The following is a 21,750-nucleotide window of genomic DNA, read 5'->3' on the forward strand; positions in this document are numbered from 1 at the left end:
TCCCCTATGCAGTGTCACTACTGCGACGACGAGGCCGCCGTCGCCGTCGAGAAGGACCACCTCAAGGTCGGCCTCTGTGAACGACACCTCCGCGAGCGGATGGAGGAGCTTTCGGATTCGGAGGTCCTCGAGGACTTCGAGTCGCAGATCGACGACGCGCTCGGCGAATAGTCCTCGACCTTCTGTCGGTCGTTGTCCCACCAGCGGCCGCGCTGCCGGAAGCCACTTTTTCCCCGCCTGCCACCACCCGCTATGCGCGTCTCCGTCATCGGCGGGTCCAGTATCGACGACGAAACCTACCGGCAGGCCCGCGAGGTCGGCCGCCTCCTCGGCGCTCGCGGCCATACCGTCGTCTGCGGCGGTCTGGGTGGAACGATGGAGGCCGTCTGTAAGGGCGCACGGGACGAAGGGGCGGAAACCATCGGCATCGTTCCGACCGAGCGCCGCGACGACGCCAACGAGTGGGTCACGACGCCCATCGCGACGGGGGTAGGCAACGCTCGCAACGTCATGGTCGTGTTGAACGGCGACGCCGTCATCGCCATCGACGGCGCCGCCGGCACGCTCTCGGAGTTGGGCCACGCGCTGGATTTCCATCGGCCGGTCGCGGGACTGGACACCCACGATATCGCCCTCGACGGGTTCGAGGCGGTCGAAACGCCGGAAGACGCAGTCGAGTACGTCGAACGCGAAGCCTGACCTCGCGGAAGCCGACGGCTATCCGGTAAGCGAGCGTTAGAGGAGGGAATCGAAACCGGCGACGTCGCTAGTCGCTCTGGATGCGCGGCGCGAGCATGTAGGTGACGTGGCCGTCGCCCTCGGCGAAGTCGAAGTGCATCTTGACGGGGAACTCCTCGCCGAGTTCCATCGTCACTTCGGCGTCCTTCGGAATCGCCTTGTTCATGTCCTTGAGGTAGTCAAGCGAGAACAGCGAGCGGGCCTCGCCGGCGGTGAGGTCGATGAGGTCCTCCCGTCCGAGTTCGAGGTGGACGTCGTCGGTGTCGCCCTCGGCCTCGACGTAGAACTCCTCGTCGTCGGGGTTGACGCCCAGAGCGATGTGGTCCGAGACCATGTCGGCGGCGGTGACCGCGCGGTCGATGTCCTTGCCCTCGATGACGATTTCCGAGGAGAGGTCGAGGTCCGGGAGGTCCGGTTCCTGGCGGATGGAGTCGGGGTCGATGAGCGCCAGCGTGTATTCGAGCCCGTCGATCTGGATGTGGAGCTTGCGGGTCTCCTCGTCCAGTTCGAGATGGACCAACTGGTCGGAGTCGGCCATCCCGACGATGTCTTCGAGTCGGTCGAGGTTGACGCCGATGACGCCGCCGTCGGTCTCGTAGGATTCGAACGCCGCTTCGGAGAGTTCGAGGTCGACCATGCCCACGTTGGCGGGGTCGACCGCGCGAATCGTGAGGCCCTCCTCGTCGAGGCGGATCTTACACTCGTCTACGAGCACGCTCACGGAGTCCAGCGCCGCCCCGAGCGTGTCCGCGCTCACGATAGCCTTGAACATATACGCCCACCTTCTGCGCGCCCCCTAAAAAACGTGCGTGATTCGCGCGCGCGAGTGAAAACTACTATCGCAGAAACGCACCAGCGATTCCCCGCCACCGGTGGCACCTCCGTTGTAGTATTGTGGGTTTTGGGAAATACTTTTGCGGGTCGTGGCCGAACCATTAGGTATGGACGATACGTTCGTCGTAATCGGGGGAGACGCAGCCGGAATGAGCGCCGCGAGCAAGGCGAAACGGGAGAACCCGGAGATGGACGTCGTCGTCTTCGAGAAGGGCGAGTGGGTGTCCTATGCCGCCTGTGGGATGCCCTACTACGTGAAAGGCGAGGTCGAGGACATCGACGATTTGGTCACCGTCACGCCCGAGGCGTTCCGCGAGGAGCGGGACATCGACCTGCGGACGGGCCACGAGGTCGTGGATATCGACCCGGAGGGCGAAACCGTCACCGTCGACGACGGAAGCGAGACGTTCGAACAGCCCTACGACCACCTGCTGGTGGCGACCGGGGCCTCCGCCATCGAACCGCCGTTCGACGGGATGGACCTCGACGGCGTGTTCACCATCCACGACATGGACGAGGCCGACGCCATCGAGACCTACGTCGACGAGCAGACTCCCGAGACGGCGGCCATCGTCGGCGGCGGCTACGTCGGCATCGAGATGGCCGAGGCGCTGTCCGAACACGGCATCGACGTCCGAATCTACGAGATGCTGCCGCACGTCCTCCAGCCGTTCGGGGAGACGGTCGCCGAGACCGTCGAGGACCACCTGCGCGAGCAGGGCATCGGACTCCACCTCGAGACGGCCGTCTCGGGCTTCGCCGGCGATGGCACCGTCGAGCGCGTCCACCTCGAGGACGACTCCCAGCCCGCCGACATCGCCATCGTCGGCGTCGGCGTCGCCCCGAACGCCGACCTCGCGAGCGAGGCCGGCATCGAACGCGGGCCGACCGACGCCATCGCGACCGACGAGTACGGCCGCACGAACTACGAGAACGTCTACGCCGCGGGCGACTGTGCCGAAGCGCGGCACGTCGTGACCGGCGACCCGGACCACGTCCCGCTGGCGCTGACGGCCAACCGCGCCGGCCGTGCCATCGGGGAGACGGTCACCGGGTCGCCGACGCCCGTGGGCGATATCGCGGGGACGGCCATCGTGAAGGCCTTCGACCTCGGTGCCGCCCGAACCGGCATTATCGACGAGGACCGCGCCCGCGAAGCCGGCTTCGACCCCGTCTCGGTCACGATATCGGCCTCCTCGCGGGCCCACTACTACCCCGGCGGGTCGGAGTTGACCGTCACGCTCGTGGCCGACCGGGAATCCGAGCGCGTACTCGGGGCGAGTCTCGTCGGCGAGGAGGGCGTCAAGCGCATCGACACGGTCGCGACAGCGCTCAACGCGGAGATGACCGTCACCGAACTCCAGAACACCGACCTCGCGTACGCGCCGCCGTTCAGCCCGGTCTGGGACCCGATTCTCACCGCGGCGAAGGTCCTCGGCGGGAAACTCGACTGACGGCGGTCGACCCACCTTCTCACGGAGCGACCGGCGCCGAACCGCTAGCACGACGTCGCTGGATGCTGTTCTGGTATTGTTCAATATTCACAATATTATGAATGCTTATGTTCGTTCGGCGGGTCGATACTGGTAGAGCAATGGCAACCGTTCCCGAAACCACGCCCGAGGAACTGCACGAACACATCGAGGCGGGTGAGTCAGTCACGGTCGTCGACGTGCGTCAACCCCACGAGTACGAGAAGTGGCACATCGACGGGCCGAACGTCGAGACCGTCAACGTTCCCGACCGGAAACTGGCCCAGTCGGCCCCCGAGGACGTGCTGGCGGACGTCCCGACGGAGACGGTCGTGACCGTCTGTGGGACGGGCAAAATCAGTCGCGAATCGGCGCGTCACCTCCGGAAAGCCGACGTCGACGTACGGAACCTCGCCGGCGGGATGGAGGCGTGGGCGGACCTCTCGGTATACACCGAAATCGAGACGGACGCCGAGGCGACGGTCCTGCAGTTCCGCCGTCCGTCGAGCGGCTGTCTGTCCTATCTGGTCGTTTCGGGCGACGAGGCGGCGGTCATCGACCCGCTCTTGGCCTTCGCCCGGGAGTACGTCGACGTCGCGGCCGACTACGGGAGCGACCTGACCTACGCCATCGACACGCACGTCCACGCCGACCACGTCAGCGGCGTCCGAGCGCTCGGCGAACACACCGACGCGACCGCGGTCGTCCCCGCAGCGGCCGTCGACCGTGGCATCGACTACGACATCGCCTACGAGACGATTGCGGACGGCGAGACGCTTTCGGTCGGCGACAGCACTATCGAAGCGATTCACACGCCGGGCCACACCTCCGGTATGACCGCTTACTACCTCGACGAAGCGGTTCTGTTCACCGGCGACGGCCTCTTCGTCGAGAGTGTGGCCCGACCCGATTTGGAGGCCGGCGACGAGGGCGCACCGGCGGCCGCACGCCGACTGTACCGGTCGCTACGGGAGCGGGTACTCCCCCTGTCCGATGCCACGCTGGTCGCGCCGGGTCATCGAAGCGAGGGCACCGAACCGGCGGCCGACGGGAGCCACACGGCCACGCTGGGTGCCATCGCCGAGGGAATGGACGTTCTGTCGCTGTCCGCCGACGAGTTCGTCGATGCCGTCTTCGCCGATATGCCGCCGCGTCCGGCGAACCACGGCCAAATCATCGCGACGAACCTCGGGCAGCGTGATATGCCGCGAGCGCGCGCGCTCACACTGGAGCGTGGGCCGAACAACTGTGCGGCGACGGCCGATGCCATGACGGACTGAGGCTCACGTTTCGCCGGGTGCGGTCCAGTAGACGACGTGAGTCGAGACGACGCGCGACGCGGTTTGCTACTCCAGCAGCAACAACTCGGGGTTCTCCAGATACTCCTTGACGGTGTTGACGAACTGGGCGGCCTCGGCGCCGTCGATGACGCGGTGGTCGATGGACAGCGACAGCGTCATGACCTTCCGCGGGACGACCTCTTTGCTCACGGCTTCGCCGTTCGCGCCGTCCGAGGCGCCTTGCGCCTCGCGCTCGACCACACGAGGCCGGTCCTTGATGGCGCCCAACCCGAGAATCGCCGTCTCGGGGTAGTTGATGATTGGCGTGGCGTACTCGCCGCCGATGGCCCCGAAGTTCGTGATGGAGAAGGTCCCGCCCTGCATCTCCTCGCGGGCGATAGAGCGGTCCCGGGCCTTCTCGATGAGGTCGCGCATCTCGTCGGCGATATCGAGCATGCCCTTCCGGTCGGCGCCCTTGATGACGGGGACCATCAGGCCGGCGTCGGTCGCCGTGGCGACGCCGATGTTGTACTCGCCCTTGAGGACTATCTCCTCGTTGTCCTCGTCGAGTTGGGAGTTGAGGACGGGGTACTCCTTGAGCGCCGCGACGATGGCCTTCACGACGAAGGGCATGTAGGTGAGTTTCGTATCGCGGGCCTCGGCTTTCTCCTTGAGGCGGCCGCGGGTCTCGACGAGTCGCGTCACGTCCACGTCGTCGTGGTGGGTGACGTGCGGCGCGGTGTATTTCGACCGCTCCATCTGCTTGCCGATGGTCTTGCGGATGCCGCGATAGGGGATGCGCTCGTCTTCGCCGCCGGCCTCGATGTCGGGGCCGCCAGCGGGGGCTTCGGCCCCACCAGAGACGGCCTCGGCGTCGGCCGCCTGTGCCTGCTGTTGGGCCTCGGCGTACTCGCGGACCTGGTCGTCGGTGACGAACGGTTCGCCGTCCTGCGTTTGCTCGGTGGGGACGGCATCGAGGTCGACGCCCTTCTCCTCGGCGAGTTTGCGGGTCGACGGCGCGGCGAGCGTCCGCTCGCGGTCGGCGCTCTCGACGGTTTCGGATGCGGCACCCGCCGCCTCCGCCCCGTCGGTGTCGGTCGAGGGTTCGTCCTCGTCCGCGTCGTCTGTGACCTTCCGCGTCGCGGATTTGAGTCCGGAGTCGGCGTCGGCGGCCGCCTCCTCGGTAGCTTCTTCGCCGGCGCTCGTTTCGGCCGCTTCGCGGACGTCGGCCTCGGTCACGCGGCCGCCGGGGCCGGAGCCGTCGACGGCCTCGATGCTGACGCCCAACTCGCGAGCGAGGCGTCGTGCGGAGGGTGCGGCGAAGACGCGGCCGCTGGTCGCTTCGACGTCCTTCGGTTCGGCGGGTTCGCCGTCGGCCGCCTCCTTCCCGTCGGGTTCGGCCGGTTCCGCTTCCGGTTCGGCTTCCGCCTCGGGTTCGGGCACCTCGCCTTCCACGTCGAAGGTGATGATGACGGTGCCGACGGGGACCATCTCGCCTTCCTCGGCGAGAATCTCCTTGACGGTGCCGTTGACCGGGGCGGGAACTTCGACGACCGCCTTGTCCGTCTCGACCTCGGCGACCGGTTGGTCCTCGGCGACCGTATCGCCGGGTTCGACCAGCCAACTGACGATTTCCGCCTCGGTGAGTCCTTCGCCGACGTCGGGGAGTTTGAATTCGCGTACCATGTTAGGCGTCGTAGGTTTCTCGAATCGCGTCTTCGATGCGGGTGTTCTCCGGCATGTAGTAGTCCTCCAGCGCGTACAGCGGGTACGGAACGTCGAAGCCCGTCACGCGCTTGATGGGCGCCTCCTGATAGTAGAGGGCGTCCTCCTGAATCGTCGCGGTGAGTTCGCCCGCGAGGCCGCCCGTCTTGGGCGCCTCGTGAACGATGACTGCGCGCCCCGTCTTCTTGAAGGATTCGAGAACCGTCGCCTCGTCGAGCGGCGACAGGGTTCGCAGGTCGACCACCTCGACGTCGATGCCATCCTCGGCGACGCTCTCGGCGGCCTCCAGCGAGGGTTGGGTCATTGCGCCCCACGTAAAGAGGGAGACGTCGGCGCCTTCCGTCCGGACCGCGGCCTCGCCCAACTCGACGGTGTAGGGGTCGTCCGGCACCTCCTCGCGGAAGGCCCGGTAGATGAGTTTGGGTTCGAGGAAGACGACCGGGTCGGGGTCGCGAATCGACGCCGCGAGCAGGCCCTTCGCGTCGTAGGGCGTCGAGGGGATGGCGACCTTCAGGCCCGCCTCGTGGGCGTAGAAGGCCTCCTTGGATTCGGAGTGGTGTTCCGGCGCGCGGATGCCGCCGCCGTAGGGTGCCCGAAGCACCATCGGCAGGGTGAACCGCCCGCGAGAGCGGTTACGGAACCGCGCCATGTGACTGACTATCTGGTCGAAGCCGGGGTACATGAACCCGGAGAACTGGATTTCCGGAACCGGCTTCATGCCGTAGGCGGCCATGCCGACGGCGGTGCCGATGATACCGGATTCCGCAAGCGGCGTGTCGATGACGCGCTGCTCGCCGAACTCGTCGTGGAGGCCTTCGGTGGCCCGGAAGACGCCGCCGTTCTTGCCGACGTCCTCTCCCATGACGACGACGTCGCCGTCCCGTTCCATCTCGCCTTTCATGCCGTCCCGTACCGCCTGGACGAGTGTGAGGTTCTGCGTGCTCATTCTAACAGCTCCTCGTCGCCGTGTCGTTCGCGAAGTTGTTCGAGATACTCGCGCTGTTCTTCGAGCCGTGGCGTCGACTCCTCGTAGACGTGTTCGAACATCTCCGAGGGCTTCGGTCGTTCGGTCGCCTCGGCGGTGTCGATGGCCTCGGCCACCTCGTCTTCGACCTGCTGGCCGATGGTCTCGACGCGCTCGTCGTCGAGGACGCCCTGATTCCGGAGGTACGCCTCCAGCCGCGGAATCGGGTCCTTGGCCTTCCAGCGTTCGACCTCCTCGTCGTCCCGATACACCGAGGGGTCGTCGGCGGTCGTGTGCGCGCCGAAGCGGTACTGGACCGCCTCGATGAGCGTCGGCCGGGTCGCGTGGCCGGCCGCGTCGTCGCCCGCCTGCTCGGGGTTTCTGGCCTTCTCGAGGGCCTCCTTCGTCACCTTGTAGACGGCCAGCGGGTCCATCCCGTCGACCTGTACGCCCTCGAAACCGTAGGCGTGGGCCTTCTGGGCTAGCGTCGCCGAGGCGGACTGTCGTTCGCGGGGCACCGAGATCGCCCACTGGTTGTTGTTACAGAAGAAGACCGTCGGCGTATCGAAGACGCCGGCGAAGTTGAGCCCCTCGTGGAAGTCGCCCTCGCTGGTGGCGCCGTCGCCGAAATAGCAGATGAAGGCCTCGTCGTCGTTGCCCTTCATCTTCGAGGCCCACGCCGCGCCGGTGGCGTGGGGAATCTGCGAGGCGATGGGCACCGCCACGGGGAAGATGCGCAGGTCCTCGAGTTTGTTCCCGCGTTCGTCGCCCATCCAGTAGCGGAGCGTCTCGTCGAGGTCGAGGCCGCGGACGTAGGCGGCCCCGTGCTCGCGATAACTCGGCACCATCCAGTCCTGCGATTCGAGGGCGGCCGCGCTACCAACCTGCGCGCCCTCCTGACCGGACAGCGGCGGGTAGGTCCCCATCCGCCCCTGCCGTTGCAGGCTGACCGCCCGCTGGTCAAAGTGCCGCGCCAGTCGCATCTGCCGATACATCTCGATAAGGGCGTCGTCGTCGAGGTCCGGCACCTCGGCGCCGTCGACGACGTGACCGTCCTCGTCGAGTACCCGCACGCGGTCCTGCGGGTCACGCTGCAGTATACTCATAGGTCCCTCCGTCGCATAGCATGAATGTCCGAGGCCGACGGCATAGTGTTTACGTAAATTTTGCCCCGTTTAGATGTGGGGGATAATAATGACTGTATGGTCTATTCGGTAGATATATCTGGACAAGTTATCAATATCTGGTGTTTTAAAAGGACGGTATTAGACGTATGAGTGTTCTGACGGTTCCACGGGGTACCGACTGCCGGCCGAACCGCGTTGGGTCGCCGTTCGGTCATTTGGCGGCGGCTGACGCCGCCGCCCGGCTCGCGTGTCGTCGCTCCCACTGGTCGCTCCTCCCGCTCGCCTGACTACGTGGCCTCGCGCTGCTTGGCCACGCTACACCTCACGGCTCCTCCCGTCGCCGTTCGGTCGCTCCTCCCGCTCGCCTGATTACCTGGCCTCGCGCTGCTCGGCCACGCTACGCCTCACGGCTCCTCCCGTCGCCGTTCGGTCATTCGGCGGCGGCTGACGCCGCCGCCCGCGCCTCCTCGACACTCTTCCCATCCCGAAGCAGCGCCTCCACGAAGAACTCGCCGGCCTTGAACGACGACCGGACCATCGGCCCGGAGGCACAGTAGAGGAAGCCGAACTCCTCCTCGGCGACCTGCTTCCAGACGTCGAAGGCGTCGGGGTGGACGTACTCGAAGACCTCCAGATGCGACCGCGAGGGCTGGAGGTACTGCCCGAACGTGACGATGTCCACGTCGATTTCCCGGAGGTCCGAGAGCGTCTGATATATCTCGTGGTCGTACTCGCCGACGCCGAGCATGAGGCTCGTCTTCGTGTAGATGTCCGACTCCTCGTCGACCTGCTTCAGCACCGACAGCGACTGCTCGTAGTCGGCCCGGCGGTCCCGGACCGGCCACTGCAGGCGCTCGACGGTTTCGACGTTGTGGGCGATGACGTCCGGCCCGGCGTCGATAATCTTCCGGACGGCCTCGGGGTCGCCCTGGAAGTCGGGAATCAGCGTCTCGACGAGAATCGACGAATCGAGGCGCTTGATTTCCCGAATCGTCTCGGCGAAGTGGGCCGCGCCGCCGTCCGCGAGGTCGTCGCGGTCGACGCTCGTGAGGACGACGTAATCGAGGCCGATTTCGGCGACGGCCTCGGCGACGTTCTTGGGTTCGTCGGGGTCCAGCGGCTCCATGCCGCCGGTTTCGACGTCACAGAAGTTACAGCCGCGGGAACAGCGGTCGCCCATCAGCATGAACGTCGCCGTCCCGGGGCCGTTGCGTCCGCTCCAGCAGTCGCCGAGGTTCGGACAGTTAGCCTCCTCACAGACCGTATGGAGGTCCCGCTCCCGGAGGCTCTCCTTTATCTCGGCGAACCGCTCGCCGCTGGGGGGCCGCGTCTTGAGCCACTCTGGCTTGCGGCGCCGGCTGCTCATACCCTACGATTCGCCTCCGCCGCCAAAAGCATGCGGTGTCTCCTGGCCCCACGCGCCGCTGTCGGCATCACCACCGATTTATATTCAACTGTTATAGTGTTCCGTATGACGAACACGCGCAGGCCGGCCCCCACCGAGAAGCCGGTCGTACTCACCATTGCGGGCAGCGACTCGGGCGGCGGCGCCGGCATCCAGGCCGACCTCAAGACCATCGAGGCGACCGGCGGGTTCGGCACCTCCGCGGTGACTGCCGTCACCGCCCAGAACACGACGGGCGTCGCATCCAGCCACGTCCTTCCCATCGAGGAACTGGAAGCCCAACTCGACGCCGTCCGCTCGGATTTCGACGTGCGGGCGGCCAAGACGGGTATGCTCGCGACGGCCGAAGTCGTCGAGACGGTCGCGGACTACGCCGCCGACTTCGAGTTCCCGCTGGTGGTCGACCCCGTGATGGTCGCGGCGACGGGCGACCGCCTGCTGACTGAGGCCGCCGAGGACGCCTACGCGGACCTCATCGCCGAGGCGACGCTGGTGACGCCGAACGCCGACGAGGCGGCCGTGCTGACCGACGTGAAACCGGAGGACGAAGCGGGCGCCCGCCTCGCCGGCCAGCGCGTGCTGGCGATGGGCGCGGACGCGGCCCTGATAAAGGGCGGCCACGTGCCCGGCGACGAGGTGCTGGACGTGCTGGTGACCCCCGAAACCATCCAGACGGCCCGCCATCCCCGCGTCGACACCGACGCGACCCACGGGTCGGGCTGTACGCTGTCGGCGGCCATCGCGACTCGATTGGCCCGCGGCGAGTCGCTGGTCGACGCCGTCGGCCGGAGCGTCGACTTCATGGAGCGGGCCGTCCGGTATCACCACGCCGTGGGGCGAGGCCCGGGTGCGGTCCACCATCTGGTCGACCTGCGGAACGACGCGGCCCGCGACGAAACCGCCGAGCGCGTCGCCGACATCGTCGAGTGGTTCGTCGAGGAGAACGTCCGCCCGCTGGTGCCGGAGGTGGGGATGAACGTCGTCGGCGCGACCCCCTACGCCGAGGCGCCGGAAGACGCGGCCGCCGTGGAGGGCCGCATCACGAAGACCATCGACGGCATCGCGCCGAACCGCGGCGTCCGGTTCGGGGCCTCCAGCCACGTCGCCCGCTTCCTGCTCGGCGCGCGTGAGTCCCACCCCGAATTCCGGTTTGCGGTCAACTGCCGGTTCGACGAGGACGTCGAGGCCGCCCTCTCGTCGCTCGGGTGGTCGATAGCCGAATACGACCGGGGCGAGGAACCGGCCGACGCCGACGCGACGATGGACTGGGCCGCCCGCGAGGTCTTCGCGGCCGACGCTGACCCGCCGGTCGCAGTTGTCGACCGCGGGGCGGTCGGGAAAGAACCCGTGACGAAACTCCTCGCCGGGGACGGTCGAACGGTCGCCGAACGCGTCGTCGAACTCCGAAACGAACTCGCGAACGGACGCGAAAAGTAGCCACCAAAATCGCCGGAAACGATAGTCGGTACCAAGCAGCACGAAACGGCAATCGGGGCGCACTCTTGCGATTTGTGACACTCGAATGCCACGTCTAGATATAAGTATTTATGTCGAGTCAACGTAAGTATTGCCTATGGTAAACCCATCAGACGATAACAGCCTCGACCGCCGTACCGTACTCAAGGGAACCGGTGCGCTGGGCATCGCGTCGCTCGCCGGCTGTCTCGGCGACGGCAACGGTAACGGAAATGGAAACGGAAATGGAAACGGCAACGGCGACGGTAACGGCAACGGTGACGGCGGCAGCGTCATCGAGTGGCACGCCGGCGGCGAGGGTGGCACCTACTTCCCGCTCTCGAACCAGTTCAAGAGCATCGTCGACGAGGAAACGGAGTTCTCGCTGCAGGTCCAGTCGACGGGTGCGAGCGTCGAGAACGTCGGGAGCCTCGACACCGAGGCCGCCGACTTCGCGCTCATCCAGAACGACATCGCCTACTTCGCCCGCAACGGCGAATCGCTGGACGCCTTCGAGGGCGCTCCCGTCGAGGGCCTCCGTGGCGTCGCGACGCTCTACCCCGAGACCATCCACATCGTCATCCGTGCCGACGCCGACATCAGTTCGCTGTCGGACCTCGAAGGCCGCACGGTCAACACCGGCGACCTCGGTAGCGGGACCCAGATCAACGCCCTCCAGATCCTCGAATCCGTCGCCGGCCTGACGACCGACGACTTCCAACAGCAGAACAGCGGCTTCTCTGATGCCTCCGACCAGCTCCAGAACGGCGACATCGACGCCGCCTTCGTCGTCGGCGGCTGGCCGGTCGGCGCCATCGAGAACCTCGCGACCAACACCGACATCACCATCCTCAACCTCTCGGATAGCGAGCGACAGGCCGCAAAGGACGATGCATCGTGGTTCGCCGACGACACCATCCCCGCCGGCACCTACGCGGGTATCGACGAGGACGTCAACACGGTCTCCGTTCAGGCGATGATCGCGACCCACACCGGCATCGAGGCCGACACCGTCGAGACCATCGGCAACGCCATCTTCGACAACGTCGACCAGTTGAGCATCAAGACGGACTTCATCAGCCGCGAGTCCGGACAGGACGGGATGTCCATCGAACTCCACGAAGGCGCCGCCCGCCTCTACGAGTAACGTGATTCGACCCGACGGGCGGTGGCTCCTCGCGGCCGCTGTGGTCGGTCTGGTCGTCGTCGGCGCCGTCGTGGCCGCCGACGCCGGAACCAGTCACACGCTCGTCGTCGAAGATTACGAAACCGGCGAGGAACTCTTCACCGTTCCCGTCGAGAACGATACGACTGTCACGCTCGCGTACACCCACAGCGTCGAGAAAACACCCGTTCGCGACATCTACGCCGTCCGCGACGGCGAACTCGTGATGACGCGGATGGAGTATCACTCCTTCGGCGCCGGGTTACCATCGACGGTCGACGTCGAGCGTGCCGAGGACGGAAGCTACGTGTATCGCCCACCCAACCGCCGAACCGAAACTCTCGTCGTCGCGACCGGCTACGTCGCCGACCACGAACTGGTCGTCGACGGCAAGCGGTACGCGCTCGCCGAACGCGCCGACGGGGGGTCGGTTCGTATCTACGTCCGCGAGCGATTCGATATCTAATCCATGTCACAGAACGACCCACCTGACGATTCCCGGACGCCGTCGGCCGACGGCGGCGAACGCGATGGCTCGGAACTGGACGACGGCGTCGCCACCGACGCCTCAGGCGAGGACGCCGACGAACTCCTCGAAGAAATCGAGAAGAAACGCTCGTTGCGCGGGCGCGCGGCGATTCTCGTCGCGGCCGTCGCCATCACCTTCTCGGCCTTCCAGATGTGGATCGCCGCCCGGTCGTTCGTCTATCCCCGCCCGATGCTCGACTTCGCGCTGACGGGCGGGTTCCCGCCGGTGAGTATCGATTTCGCGCTCGAACAGGGGACGCTCCAGCGCTTGCAGGTCAACGTCATCCACGTCACCTTCGCGCTGGTGTTGTCCTTCCTCGTCTATCCGACCTCGACCGGCGACGGCTTCGTCTCGCGCCGCCTCGGCCGCGCGTGTGATGGCGTCCGCGACCGATTCGAGGACGCCAGCCCCGTCGCCCGGGCGACCGAACGGGTTCGGGGAGCCGTTCGCTGGGCCGCCCTCGACCACGACCGGCGGCGGATTACGCCGGTCGACGCTGCCCTCGTTCTGGTCGCGTTGCTGCCGGCGACCCACATGGTCACGCAGTTCACCGACATCCGCATCGCACGCCAGCGGGCGACCTTCGAGGTCGGCGCGTCGCTTCCGGAACTGTACCCCGTCCTCGAACCCATCGCTATCGGCCCGCTGGCCGACACCTCGTGGGCGTTCATCGTCGGCGTCATCGGCATCCTGCTCGTTCTGGAGGCGACCCGTCGGGCCCTCGGCATGCTGCTTATGGGCCTCATCATCGCGTTCCTGCTCTACGCGCGGTTCGGCTTTCTCATCCCCCGGGGCGTTCCCGGCGTCGGCGTCTTCGCCATCACCGACCTCGGATGGGCCCGCATCGTCCGCAACCTCTGGTACAACACCGAATCCGGCATCAACGGCACCATCGTCTCGGTCAGCGTCAGGTTCATCTACATCTTCATCCTGTTCGGGGCGTTCCTGGAGATGTCCGGTGCCGGCCGCTGGTTCATCGACCTCGCCTACTCGCTGACGGGCACGCGGCGCGGCGGCCCCGCGAAGGCAAGCGTCGTCTCCTCGGGCTTTATGGGGATGATTTCGGGGTCGTCGGTCGCCAACACCGTCACGACCGGTGCCTTCACCATCCCGCTGATGAAGGAATCCGGCTACACGCCGGAGTTCTCCGGGGCCGTCGAATCCTCCGTGTCCTCCGGCGGACAGATACTCCCGCCGGTGATGGGGGCGGCGGCCTTCCTCATCGTCGAGTTCACGGGGACGCCCTTCCGGCAGGTCATCGTCGCGGCGGCGCTGCCGGCGCTGGCGTTCTTCTTCGGCATGTGGGTGATGGTGCACTTCGAGGCCGTCCGCCGCGGCGTCGGCGGCCTCGACCGCTCGGACCTGCTCGATATCCGGCCGCACTTCAAGCGCGGCTGGTTCTACCTCGTGCCCATCGGCCTCCTGCTGTACTTCCTCATCATCGCCCGCCTGACCATCAACCGCTCGGGCTGGTACACCATCATCGCCACCATCGTCCTCGTGGCCGTCGTCGCGGCCTACGACCGGCGCATCCGGGGCCCGTTCGTCGGCGCCCTGCTCGCGCTGTTCGCCGGGACCGCGCTCACCCAGTATCTCGCGGGGACGACGCTCACCGGCTACCTGTTCGGTGACGGCGGTGCCGGCCTCGGCCTCTCTGCGGCCCTGTCGGCGGCCGTGGGCGCCATCGCGGTGCCGTTCCTCGTCTTCGCGGTGGCCGTCATGCTGGCCCGACCCGATTCCGAATCGGGGCTGCTCGATTTGGACCCCGCCGTCGACGAGACCGCCGAGAATATCGACGAGACGCTCGGGCGGGACCTCGCCACGACTCGCTTCGGCCGGTTCGGAACGTTCCTGCTGAAGTCGATGGACTCGGGGGCCCGCACCGCGACGCTCGTCGTCGTCGCCGTCGCCGCCGCGGGCGTCATCCCGGGGGTCATCAGCGTCAGCGGCCTCGGACCGAACCTGACGCGACTCATCATCCTCGCCAGCGGCGAGTCGTTCCTGCTACTGCTGGTGTTGGCGGGCATCTCCGCCATCATCCTCGGGATGGGGATGCCGACGACCGTCATGTACATCATCCTGATTTCGGTGCTCGGCAACGCGCTGGGTACCTTCGGCGTCGCGCTGCTCGCGGCCCACCTGTTCGTGCTGTATCTCGGCCTGATGGCCGACGTGACGCCGCCGGTGATGGTCGCGGCCTACGCCGCGGCCGGCGTCGCCAACTCCGACCCCTTCGAGACGGGGAAATTGGCGTTCATGCTCTCGTTGAACAAGATACTGGTGCCGTTCGCGTTCGTCTTCGCGCCCGGCATCCTGCTCATCAAGGACTGGGATACCGAGGCCGGCGAACTGACCCTCGTGGGGCCGGCCGACATCCTCGACCTCGGCTTCTTCGTCCCCGAGGTGCTCATCCCGGTCGTCGGTCTCTTCGCCGGCGTCTACGCGATGGGCGTCACCATCATCGGCTACCGCTCGACGAAGGTTTCGCAACTCGAACGCGTGCTGTACGCCGTCGCGGGCGTCCTGCTGATGGTGCCGGCGCTGTTCCTCTCGCCGGTCGGCTTCACCGCCGGCCTCGCGGGCCTCGGCGTCGACGTCCTGACCTCTACCAGCGAACTGGTGGCCCGCGGACTGGGCGCCGCGCTGCTTGCGGCCCTCGTCGTCGCTGACCGCCGGCGCCGCGCCGAGCAGGCCGGCACCGAAACCGGCCCGGAAACCGACGCCCCGGCCGCTCCGGACGCCTGATACGGCCTGCCGTCGGCTTCTCCGGCGACCCTCGCTCGGAACGACACGCATATCCGTCACAGCGACGAGTTTCGGATAATGAGTGCCGCGACACGTCGTTTCCCGCGGCTGGTAGCATGTTGACGGAGGCCTCCCTCGGCGCGACCGGCATCGACGCCATCGCGCTGAAACCCGCCGAGGTCGACCTTTCAGACGCCCTCGGACTCGACGCCGAGGCCGCCGTCATCGACTACGAGGGCCGCGACCACCTCCCCGACGCCGAGACGCTTTCCGCGCTGGCCGACGCCTACGACCTCTACGTCACCACGCCGGTCCGCGTGGACGGCTTCGACCCGCTGGGCGACGATTCGCTGTTCGACCGCCTCCCAGATGGGGCCACGCGCGTCCTCGTCGCCGGCAACGGCGCCTACCTGACCGAAAGCGAGAGTCGTCGGGCCATCGCGCCGCGCCTGCAAGCCGCCCGCGAGGCCGCTCCCGACGCGTGGGTCGGCACCGAGGGCATCGAACGCGTCGCCCTGGCGGCCGGCGGCACCCAGTTCGAACTCCTCTCGCGCGGCACCGAATCCGAAATCCGAGCGCTTCGAAAGGCCGGCTTCGACGGCGATATCGCCCTCTACGCGCCGACGGTCCTCACCGAGGACCCCGACGAGACGCTGGACGCCGTCGGCGGCTACGTCTCCCGCCGCGGCCCCGTCCGCCGGGCGCTCCCCGACGACGCCGCGACCGACGCGGCCGCCGAGGGCCGCGCCCGCGAGGTGCTGTTGAAGGCCGCGACCGACTACGCGCTGGTCGGCGACGCCGAGACGGTCGCCGACCGCGTGGCGGACCTCGAAGCCGCGGGCGTCGACCGCGTCGTCGCCTATCCCGCCCGCGGCCTCGACGCCTTCCGCCCATGACTCCCGCACCGCCGGCCGAATCCACCCGGGTTGCGGTCGTCGGCTGTGGCGTCGTCGGCGCGACTACCGCCGCCGAACTCGCCCGCCGTGACGCCGACGTGACCGTTTTCGAAGCCGGCGACATCGCCAGCGGTGCCAGCGGCCGCGCCGCCGGCGTCTGTTACGACGCCTTCGCCGGCAAACTCGACGCCGAAATCGCCGAGGCGGCGCTGGCGGCCTTCCGGGAACGGGACGCCCTCACCGACTGTCCGTACGTCTGGCTCGCTCGGGAGGGCGACGACCGCAACGCCGAGGCGATGGCCGACCACGTTCCGCGGATGCAGGAACGGGGCCGGGACGTCGAGTTCATCGATCCCGACGACCTCGATTCGCGCTGGCCACGGCTCCGGACCGACGACGTCGAGCGGGCGGCCATCGCCCACGACGCCGGATACGTCGATACGGGCGATTACACCCGCGAAACGGCCCAGTTCGCCATCGCTGCGGGCGCGGACATCCGTGAGGAGACGCCCGCCCGAATCGATGCCGATGGCCGGGTCAACGGCGAGGACTACGACGCCGTCGTCGTCGCCGCGGGCGTCCACACCCCGCGGCTGGTGGCGGCCGCCGGCCTGCCCATCCCCGTGAAGGCCTACCGGGTGCAGGCCTTCCTCTCGGTGGAGACGCCGCTTTCGGCCGCGGTGCCGATGTGCTACGACGCGACCGGCGGCTACTACCTCCGCCCCCGAGACGGCCGGCTGTTCGTCGGCGACGGCACCGTGCCCGAGGCGAAGGACCCGACCGACTGGGACCGAACGGCCGACCAGTGGTTCGTCGAGGAGTGTGCCGACTACCTCCAGCAGGCGGTCGGCCAGTCGGTCCCCGAGTTCCGGTCGTGGGCGGGTCTCTGTACCGCGACGCCGGACGGCGACCCGCTGGTCGGCGAGCGCGCGCCCGGCATCTACGTCGCGACCGGCTTCCAGGGCCACGGCTTCATGCGCGGGCCGGCCATCGGCGAGCGCCTCGCCGAGGCCGTGCTGGGCGGCGAGGCTCCCGATGCGTTCGACCCCCGACGCTTCGCTCCCGACGAGGATTTCGACATCGTCGAGGGGATGAGCCTCGAAGAATAGCGTCGTTAGGCGTCCGTCTCCGAGTCGTTCGCATCGGCCGACTCGCTTCCGCCCGTGACGTCGACCGACTCGTCGTCGGAGTCGGCGCCGCCCTTCGGAATCAGCACTTCGAGCGTGCCGTTCTTCGTAACCGTCGCGTCGGCGGCTTCGGCCTCGACGTCCGCGTCCTCGGGCAGTTCGACCTCGCCGTGGAGTGCGAGCCCGCGACCGGGAAACCGCATGTCGTAGCCGTCGTGGAGGCCGCGGAACCGCTCGATGTCGACCTCGAGGGTCCGGCCGACCAGTTCGACGTTCACGTCGCCCGCGCTCGCACCGGGCGCATCGAAGACGGCGAGATATGCGTCCTCGCTCTCCAGCAGGTCGACGGGCAGAGCCTTCCGCTCCTGAACGCGGCTGGAGGCTCTGCCGATTCCTTCGAGGACGGTCCGGCCGATGGATTCTCCTACCTCCCGAATCATACGTGAATCTCTTCGAGCCCCTCGCTTTCCCCGCAGTAGGGGCAACTGAACGCCTCCACCCCGGTATCGTCCGGCATCGAATACTCGTAGTGCAGTTCGAACATATCGAGGGAACAGTCGTCTCGGGTACAGGAAACCTCCAGCGTCTTTGGCATGCACGGGTGTAAGAGCGAGACGCTAATCAATGCCTCGGCGGTATCGCTTCCGGGATGGATTTCCGTGCGCAGACCGTTCGGGATGCCGCTTCTCGCGGCGTGACTATCCGCATTCGTTTTACGCGTCGATGCCCTCCGGCCGAATATGAAGGACCCGGCGGACCTGGACGTGACGCTCGTCGACGGCTACGTCGACGAGCCGGCACACTTCGGCGTGCCGCCCTACATCTCGACGTATCCGCGCTTCGCCGCCGGCGCCGCCGTCGACGCGGGCGTTGCGCCCGACAACATCACGTATCACACCATCGACGAACTCCGCGAGGACCGCGCCAAGTGGCGCGACGTCGCCGACGCTGACCTCTTCATCTACGTCGGCGGGATGACCGTCCCCGGCAAGTACGTCGGCGGGACGCCCGCCGAACCCGACGAGGTGAAGGAACTCGCCTGGACCGCCGAGGGAACCAGCGTCATGGGTGGGCCCGTCCGCTTCGGCGTCGGCGAGGCCAACGAGGGAGCCACGGAGACCAAACGGCAGAACCTCGATTACGATTTCCTCGCGATGGCCGACATCGAGGCGGCGGTCTACGACCTCGTTCACGGCGGTCTGGAGGGCTTCGAGGACCGCTACCGCGACAACGAGGAACTCGACCGGTGGGCCGCGAAGGGCGCGTTTATCATCGAACAGCATCCGGACCACCCCGAATACCTCATCTGCGAGATGGAGACCTCGCGTGGCTGTCCGTACCGGTGTTCGTTCTGCACGGAACCGATGTACGGCGACCCGGATTTCCGGACGCCCCGCTCCGTAGTCGAGGAGGTCGACCGCCTCTCGGACCACGGCGCCCGCCACTTCCGACTCGGTCGGCAGGCCGACATCCTCGCCTACGGCGGCGACGGCGAAGCGCCGAACCCCGATGCCCTGCGCGAACTCTACGGCGGGATTCGCGAGGCCGTCCCGGACCTCGGGACGCTGCACCTCGACAACATGAACCCCGTGACGATTACGGACTACCCCGAGAAATCCCGGGAGGGCATCCGCGTCATCGCCGAGCACAACACGCCCGGCGACACCGCGGCGTTCGGCCTCGAATCCGCCGACCCGCTGGTGCAGGAGGAGAACAACCTGCTGGTCACCGCCGAGGAGTGTCTCGAAGCGGTCCGCATCGTCAACGAGGAGGGTGGCTGGCGCCCCGGCGAGGAACCGGGAAGCGGCCCCTCCGTCGACCCGAACGCCGACCGCCTGCCAAAGCTATTGCCGGGCATCAACCTCGTTCACGGCCTGAAGGGCGAGCGTTCGGAGACCTTCGAGCACAACAAGCAGTTCCTGCAGGACGTCTACGACGAGGGCCTCATGCTCCGCCGCATCAACATCCGGCAGGTGATGGCCTTCGAGGGCACCGAGATGGCCGAGACGGGCGCCGACATCGCCAACGACCACAAACAGCAGTTCAAGACGTACAAGCAGGAGGTCCGGGAGGAAATCGACAACCCGATGCTCCAGCGGGTCGCCCCGCCGGGGACCGTCCTGCCGAACGTCTACCTCGAATACCATCAGGACGGCAAGACCTTCGGCCGGCAGTTGGGAACCTACGCCCTCCTCGTGGGCATCCCGGGCGAGCACGAACTCGGACAGGCCATCGACGTGGCCGTCACCGACCACGGCTTCCGGTCGGTGTCGGGCGTTCCCTACCCCCTCGACATCAACAGCGCCTCGATGGACGAACTCCGGATGCTCCCCGAAATCGGTAAACAGCGCGCAGGCAACATCGTCGTGAACCGCCCCTACGAGTCGCCGAAGGACGCGACCGACGAAATCGACCTGACGCGCTTCTGTGAGACGGACCGCCTCGAACGGGCGGACTGAGCGCGAATCCCCGACAGCCATTTGTCCGCTCCCCGCCGAGTTCTACGTATGTCGGAAGACAGCACAGCCGACCGACTCCGCGTTTCCTATCCCGCCGACCTGAGCGAATGGGGCCGGTTTCAGGTCGAAAAGCCGTCGTTCCGGGCGTATCTGCGGAAGACGATGGGAGCGGCGAGCGTCGGCGAGGTCTTCGAGGAGTTCGTCGGCGTCGGTTGCTGTGGGAACACGCTGGACGTGCCGCTGCGGGTCGAGGAAATCGAGGGCGGCAACCGCGTCGACGAGGACACCGAAATCGAATACGAGGTGCGGGAGGCCTGCGATATCGAGGGTGGGTGGCTCGTACAGAGCGAGGCGGGCCCGTCTTAAATACGGGTCGCGGCTCCTTTATATATCGGACGGGGCCGCCGACACCGTTTTGCCGGAGTGACGCGAACCGTCCTGCTCATGACGCTACTTGCGGCGCTGGACGCTCAGCCGATTCGCCCGCGTGTCCTCCTCTACCCGCTGGGTGTCTGGGTAGTGATGGCGGTCGTCGCCATCGCGAACGGCGGATTTAGAGAGGTCGTGCTCATCCCGCGGGTCGGGTCCTATCGCGGGCACGTCCTCAGCACGGCGCTGTTGGTCGGCGCGATTCTCGTCGTCTCGTTCCTCTATTTCTCCTGGACGCCCATCGACTACTCGCAGGGTGAATTGGTGGTCGTTGGCGTCCTGTGGACCGTTCTGACCGTCGGCTTCGAGTTCGTGGTGGGGTACGTCGAGGGGACGCCGGTCTCGGTGACGCTCGGCCAGTATGACGTGTTGGCCGGACAGGTCTGGATTGCCGTGCCGCTGACCCTGCTTTTCGCCCCGCTGCTGTTCGGCTGGTATCTCTCGTAGCGATGGGCGTCGACCGGGGTGCTTGCTTATAAATGCGCTCGGTGACCGCTTCGGCCTCGGCGCCTGTGAGTCGCGGGCAGTTCACTCCGCGAGTTCGGCCTCTTGGAGGACCTCGTTGAGGTCCTCGCGGACGTGTTCGCCGAGTTCGCGGTCGCCGGCGGTCGTGACGACGCGGTTCTCCTGAACGCTGGAGCCGTCGCGGATGAGCAGGCGGACGTTGCCGTTGTCGTCGGCGCGGGTCACCTTCGCCCGAACGCCGGTCCGCGAACCGGAGCCGCCGGCGTCGATGGGGCCCGGAATCAGCTTTTTGACATGCGGGTGGCCGGCGACGGTCTGGAGGACCTGTCGGCCGTCGCGGCCGCCGATGACCGTCGAGTGGCTGCCGCCCAACTTCTCCTGAAAGGAGGCTTCGACGACCTCGAGGGCGGTATCGCCGCGCTTGCGACGGACGGCCTCGATGGGGTCGTCGTCCTCGACGCGGTAGAAGGGGTAGTGGAGTTCGGCGCGCGTGGCCCGGACGGTTTCGCGGTCGCCGGTGGCGTAGACCTCCTCGGGGCGTTTGCGCCGGACCTCGTCGGCGATGCGGCCGGCGTAGTTGCGGCGTTCGGCCGTCACCCAGCGGTCGTCGGTCTCCTCCTTCGTCGTGACGGTGCGCTCGGCGACGATTTCGTCGTCCAGCAGGCAGGTGACCGTCGCCCGCTCCCGCTCGCAGTCGATGATGACGGTGTCGGTGTTGGCGCTGCGACAGACCAGGCAGTAATCGCCCGGCCGTTCCAGCGACGACGCGCACTGCCGACACTCCATGTTCGGTGGGTGGCGATTGAGCCGGATAAGTCGGCCGGTCCCACTTTTTGCACGCGAAGGGTCGCGCCCGCGCCGGGGCGCGACCCCGGTTGCGGGGGGGGGTAGCCCCCCCCGGGTTATTGCGCCCGCGGGGCCCCGCCCCCCCCGCC

General features: G+C 67.3%; 21 protein-coding genes. 13 read left to right on the plus strand and 8 right to left on the minus strand.

The annotated features are described in order from the left end of the window. Nucleotides 1-6 precede the first annotated feature (6 nt). Complete coding sequence (locus tag U5914_RS04915) at nucleotides 7-171, plus strand: DUF6757 family protein (RefSeq protein ID WP_336134604.1); 165 nt, start codon at nucleotides 7-9, stop codon at nucleotides 169-171. Nucleotides 172-252: 81 nt separating this feature from the next. Next, nucleotides 253-699, plus strand: coding sequence for a TIGR00725 family protein (locus tag U5914_RS04920; RefSeq protein ID WP_336134605.1), 447 nt, complete (start codon nucleotides 253-255; stop codon nucleotides 697-699). Nucleotides 700-766: 67 nt separating this feature from the next. On the opposite strand, the gene U5914_RS04925 is transcribed toward U5914_RS04920, so the two are convergent. After that, the gene (locus U5914_RS04925; RefSeq protein ID WP_336134606.1) at nucleotides 767-1,510 is read right to left on the minus strand and encodes a DNA polymerase sliding clamp; all 744 of its coding nucleotides are present in this window, start codon (nucleotides 1,508-1,510) and stop codon (nucleotides 767-769) included. A 169-nt stretch (nucleotides 1,511-1,679) separates the two neighbouring features. On the opposite strand from U5914_RS04925, the gene U5914_RS04930 reads away from it, so the two are divergent. Continuing rightward, nucleotides 1,680-3,026, plus strand: coding sequence for an FAD-dependent oxidoreductase (locus U5914_RS04930; protein ID WP_336134608.1), 1,347 nt, complete (start codon nucleotides 1,680-1,682; stop codon nucleotides 3,024-3,026). A 140-nt stretch (nucleotides 3,027-3,166) separates the two neighbouring features. Beyond that, the gene (locus U5914_RS04935; protein WP_336134609.1) at nucleotides 3,167-4,324 is read left to right on the plus strand and encodes an MBL fold metallo-hydrolase; all 1,158 of its coding nucleotides are present in this window, start codon (nucleotides 3,167-3,169) and stop codon (nucleotides 4,322-4,324) included. 66 nt (nucleotides 4,325-4,390) lie between these two features. Here the strand turns inward: U5914_RS04935 and U5914_RS04940 are convergent, their stop codons facing one another. From U5914_RS04940 to lipA, 4 genes are all read right to left on the minus strand, one after another. After that, entirely contained in the window at nucleotides 4,391-6,010 is a 1,620-nt protein-coding gene (locus U5914_RS04940) for a dihydrolipoamide acetyltransferase family protein (RefSeq protein ID WP_336134610.1), read from the minus strand. A gap of 1 nt (nucleotide 6,011) precedes the next feature. After that, entirely contained in the window at nucleotides 6,012-6,995 is a 984-nt protein-coding gene (locus U5914_RS04945) for an alpha-ketoacid dehydrogenase subunit beta (protein WP_336134612.1), read from the minus strand. Continuing rightward, entirely contained in the window at nucleotides 6,992-8,119 is a 1,128-nt protein-coding gene (gene pdhA / locus U5914_RS04950; protein ID WP_336134613.1) for a pyruvate dehydrogenase (acetyl-transferring) E1 component subunit alpha, read from the minus strand. Before pdhA ends, U5914_RS04945 begins: the two co-directional genes overlap by 4 nt. 451 nt (nucleotides 8,120-8,570) lie before the next feature. After that, complete coding sequence (lipA, locus tag U5914_RS04955; protein ID WP_336134614.1) at nucleotides 8,571-9,506, minus strand: lipoyl synthase; 936 nt, start codon at nucleotides 9,504-9,506, stop codon at nucleotides 8,571-8,573. Between the two features lie 105 nt (nucleotides 9,507-9,611). On the opposite strand from lipA, the gene thiD reads away from it, so the two are divergent. From thiD to U5914_RS04985, 6 genes are all read left to right on the plus strand, one after another. Continuing rightward, the gene (gene thiD, locus U5914_RS04960) at nucleotides 9,612-10,982 is read left to right on the plus strand and encodes a bifunctional hydroxymethylpyrimidine kinase/phosphomethylpyrimidine kinase (RefSeq protein WP_336134616.1); all 1,371 of its coding nucleotides are present in this window, start codon (nucleotides 9,612-9,614) and stop codon (nucleotides 10,980-10,982) included. Nucleotides 10,983-11,118: 136 nt separating this feature from the next. Continuing rightward, the gene (locus U5914_RS04965; RefSeq protein WP_336134617.1) at nucleotides 11,119-12,147 is read left to right on the plus strand and encodes a TAXI family TRAP transporter solute-binding subunit; all 1,029 of its coding nucleotides are present in this window, start codon (nucleotides 11,119-11,121) and stop codon (nucleotides 12,145-12,147) included. Nucleotides 12,148-12,151: 4 nt separating this feature from the next. Further along, nucleotides 12,152-12,631, plus strand: coding sequence for a DUF1850 domain-containing protein (locus U5914_RS04970; protein ID WP_418766744.1), 480 nt, complete (start codon nucleotides 12,152-12,154; stop codon nucleotides 12,629-12,631). Nucleotides 12,632-12,634: 3 nt separating this feature from the next. Then, complete coding sequence (locus U5914_RS04975) at nucleotides 12,635-15,439, plus strand: TRAP transporter permease (RefSeq protein WP_336134621.1); 2,805 nt, start codon at nucleotides 12,635-12,637, stop codon at nucleotides 15,437-15,439. A gap of 116 nt (nucleotides 15,440-15,555) precedes the next feature. Next, entirely contained in the window at nucleotides 15,556-16,335 is a 780-nt protein-coding gene (locus tag U5914_RS04980; RefSeq protein WP_336134622.1) for a DUF7388 family protein, read from the plus strand. Next, nucleotides 16,332-17,444, plus strand: a complete 1,113-nt coding sequence (locus U5914_RS04985; RefSeq protein WP_336134623.1) for an NAD(P)/FAD-dependent oxidoreductase — start codon at nucleotides 16,332-16,334, stop codon at nucleotides 17,442-17,444. The genes U5914_RS04980 and U5914_RS04985 overlap by 4 nt, the downstream gene beginning before the upstream one ends. Before the next feature lie 5 nt (nucleotides 17,445-17,449). On the opposite strand, the gene U5914_RS04990 is transcribed toward U5914_RS04985, so the two are convergent. Both U5914_RS04990 and U5914_RS04995 read right to left on the minus strand, forming a co-directional pair. Then, complete coding sequence (locus U5914_RS04990; RefSeq protein ID WP_336134625.1) at nucleotides 17,450-17,902, minus strand: Hsp20 family protein; 453 nt, start codon at nucleotides 17,900-17,902, stop codon at nucleotides 17,450-17,452. Further along, nucleotides 17,899-18,057 carry a DUF7559 family protein gene (locus tag U5914_RS04995; protein WP_332313416.1) on the minus strand — a complete coding sequence of 53 codons (159 nt, stop codon included), beginning with the start codon at nucleotides 18,055-18,057 and terminating at the stop codon, nucleotides 17,899-17,901. Before U5914_RS04995 ends, U5914_RS04990 begins: the two co-directional genes overlap by 4 nt. A 145-nt stretch (nucleotides 18,058-18,202) precedes the next feature. Between U5914_RS04995 and U5914_RS05000 the strand changes: the two genes are divergently transcribed. From U5914_RS05000 to U5914_RS05010, 3 genes are all read left to right on the plus strand, one after another. Further along, nucleotides 18,203-19,921 carry a radical SAM protein gene (locus U5914_RS05000; RefSeq protein WP_336134626.1) on the plus strand — a complete coding sequence of 573 codons (1,719 nt, stop codon included), beginning with the start codon at nucleotides 18,203-18,205 and terminating at the stop codon, nucleotides 19,919-19,921. Nucleotides 19,922-19,969: 48 nt separating this feature from the next. Continuing rightward, nucleotides 19,970-20,287 (plus strand): DUF7968 family protein, encoded by a 318-nt coding sequence (locus tag U5914_RS05005; protein WP_336134628.1) that lies wholly within the window; start codon nucleotides 19,970-19,972, stop codon nucleotides 20,285-20,287. Nucleotides 20,288-20,365: 78 nt separating this feature from the next. Beyond that, the gene (locus tag U5914_RS05010; protein WP_336134629.1) at nucleotides 20,366-20,797 is read left to right on the plus strand and encodes a hypothetical protein; all 432 of its coding nucleotides are present in this window, start codon (nucleotides 20,366-20,368) and stop codon (nucleotides 20,795-20,797) included. 81 nt (nucleotides 20,798-20,878) lie between these two features. Here the strand turns inward: U5914_RS05010 and U5914_RS05015 are convergent, their stop codons facing one another. Beyond that, nucleotides 20,879-21,601, minus strand: a complete 723-nt coding sequence (locus U5914_RS05015; RefSeq protein ID WP_336134630.1) for a DUF2103 domain-containing protein — start codon at nucleotides 21,599-21,601, stop codon at nucleotides 20,879-20,881. Nucleotides 21,602-21,750: the final 149 nt, after the last annotated feature.

It is taken from the genome of Natronomonas amylolytica, assembly GCF_037031205.1.
In the GTDB taxonomy this organism is placed as follows: Archaea; Halobacteriota; Halobacteria; order Halobacteriales; family Haloarculaceae; genus Natronomonas; species Natronomonas amylolytica.

Bases quoted from the DNA above. Each gene is read 5' to 3' on its own strand.
- U5914_RS04915 (WP_336134604.1), top strand. From the start codon at position 7: ATGCAGTGTCACTACTGCGACGACGAGGCCGCCGTCGCCGTCGAGAAG.
- U5914_RS04920 (WP_336134605.1), top strand. From the start codon at position 253: ATGCGCGTCTCCGTCATCGGCGGGTCCAGTATCGACGACGAAACCTAC.
- U5914_RS04925 (WP_336134606.1), bottom strand. From the start codon at position 1,510: ATGTTCAAGGCTATCGTGAGCGCGGACACGCTCGGGGCGGCGCTGGAC.
- U5914_RS04930 (WP_336134608.1), top strand. From the start codon at position 1,680: ATGGACGATACGTTCGTCGTAATCGGGGGAGACGCAGCCGGAATGAGC.
- U5914_RS04935 (WP_336134609.1), top strand. From the start codon at position 3,167: ATGGCAACCGTTCCCGAAACCACGCCCGAGGAACTGCACGAACACATC.
- U5914_RS04940 (WP_336134610.1), bottom strand. From the start codon at position 6,010: ATGGTACGCGAATTCAAACTCCCCGACGTCGGCGAAGGACTCACCGAG.
- U5914_RS04945 (WP_336134612.1), bottom strand. From the start codon at position 6,995: ATGAGCACGCAGAACCTCACACTCGTCCAGGCGGTACGGGACGGCATG.
- pdhA (WP_336134613.1), bottom strand. From the start codon at position 8,119: ATGAGTATACTGCAGCGTGACCCGCAGGACCGCGTGCGGGTACTCGAC.
- lipA (WP_336134614.1), bottom strand. From the start codon at position 9,506: ATGAGCAGCCGGCGCCGCAAGCCAGAGTGGCTCAAGACGCGGCCCCCC.
- thiD (WP_336134616.1), top strand. From the start codon at position 9,612: ATGACGAACACGCGCAGGCCGGCCCCCACCGAGAAGCCGGTCGTACTC.
- U5914_RS04965 (WP_336134617.1), top strand. From the start codon at position 11,119: ATGGTAAACCCATCAGACGATAACAGCCTCGACCGCCGTACCGTACTC.
- U5914_RS04975 (WP_336134621.1), top strand. From the start codon at position 12,635: ATGTCACAGAACGACCCACCTGACGATTCCCGGACGCCGTCGGCCGAC.
- U5914_RS04980 (WP_336134622.1), top strand. From the start codon at position 15,556: ATGTTGACGGAGGCCTCCCTCGGCGCGACCGGCATCGACGCCATCGCG.
- U5914_RS04985 (WP_336134623.1), top strand. From the start codon at position 16,332: ATGACTCCCGCACCGCCGGCCGAATCCACCCGGGTTGCGGTCGTCGGC.
- U5914_RS04990 (WP_336134625.1), bottom strand. From the start codon at position 17,902: ATGATTCGGGAGGTAGGAGAATCCATCGGCCGGACCGTCCTCGAAGGA.
- U5914_RS04995 (WP_332313416.1), bottom strand. From the start codon at position 18,057: ATGCCAAAGACGCTGGAGGTTTCCTGTACCCGAGACGACTGTTCCCTC.
- U5914_RS05000 (WP_336134626.1), top strand. From the start codon at position 18,203: ATGAAGGACCCGGCGGACCTGGACGTGACGCTCGTCGACGGCTACGTC.
- U5914_RS05005 (WP_336134628.1), top strand. From the start codon at position 19,970: ATGTCGGAAGACAGCACAGCCGACCGACTCCGCGTTTCCTATCCCGCC.
- U5914_RS05010 (WP_336134629.1), top strand. From the start codon at position 20,366: ATGACGCTACTTGCGGCGCTGGACGCTCAGCCGATTCGCCCGCGTGTC.
- U5914_RS05015 (WP_336134630.1), bottom strand. From the start codon at position 21,601: ATGGAGTGTCGGCAGTGCGCGTCGTCGCTGGAACGGCCGGGCGATTAC.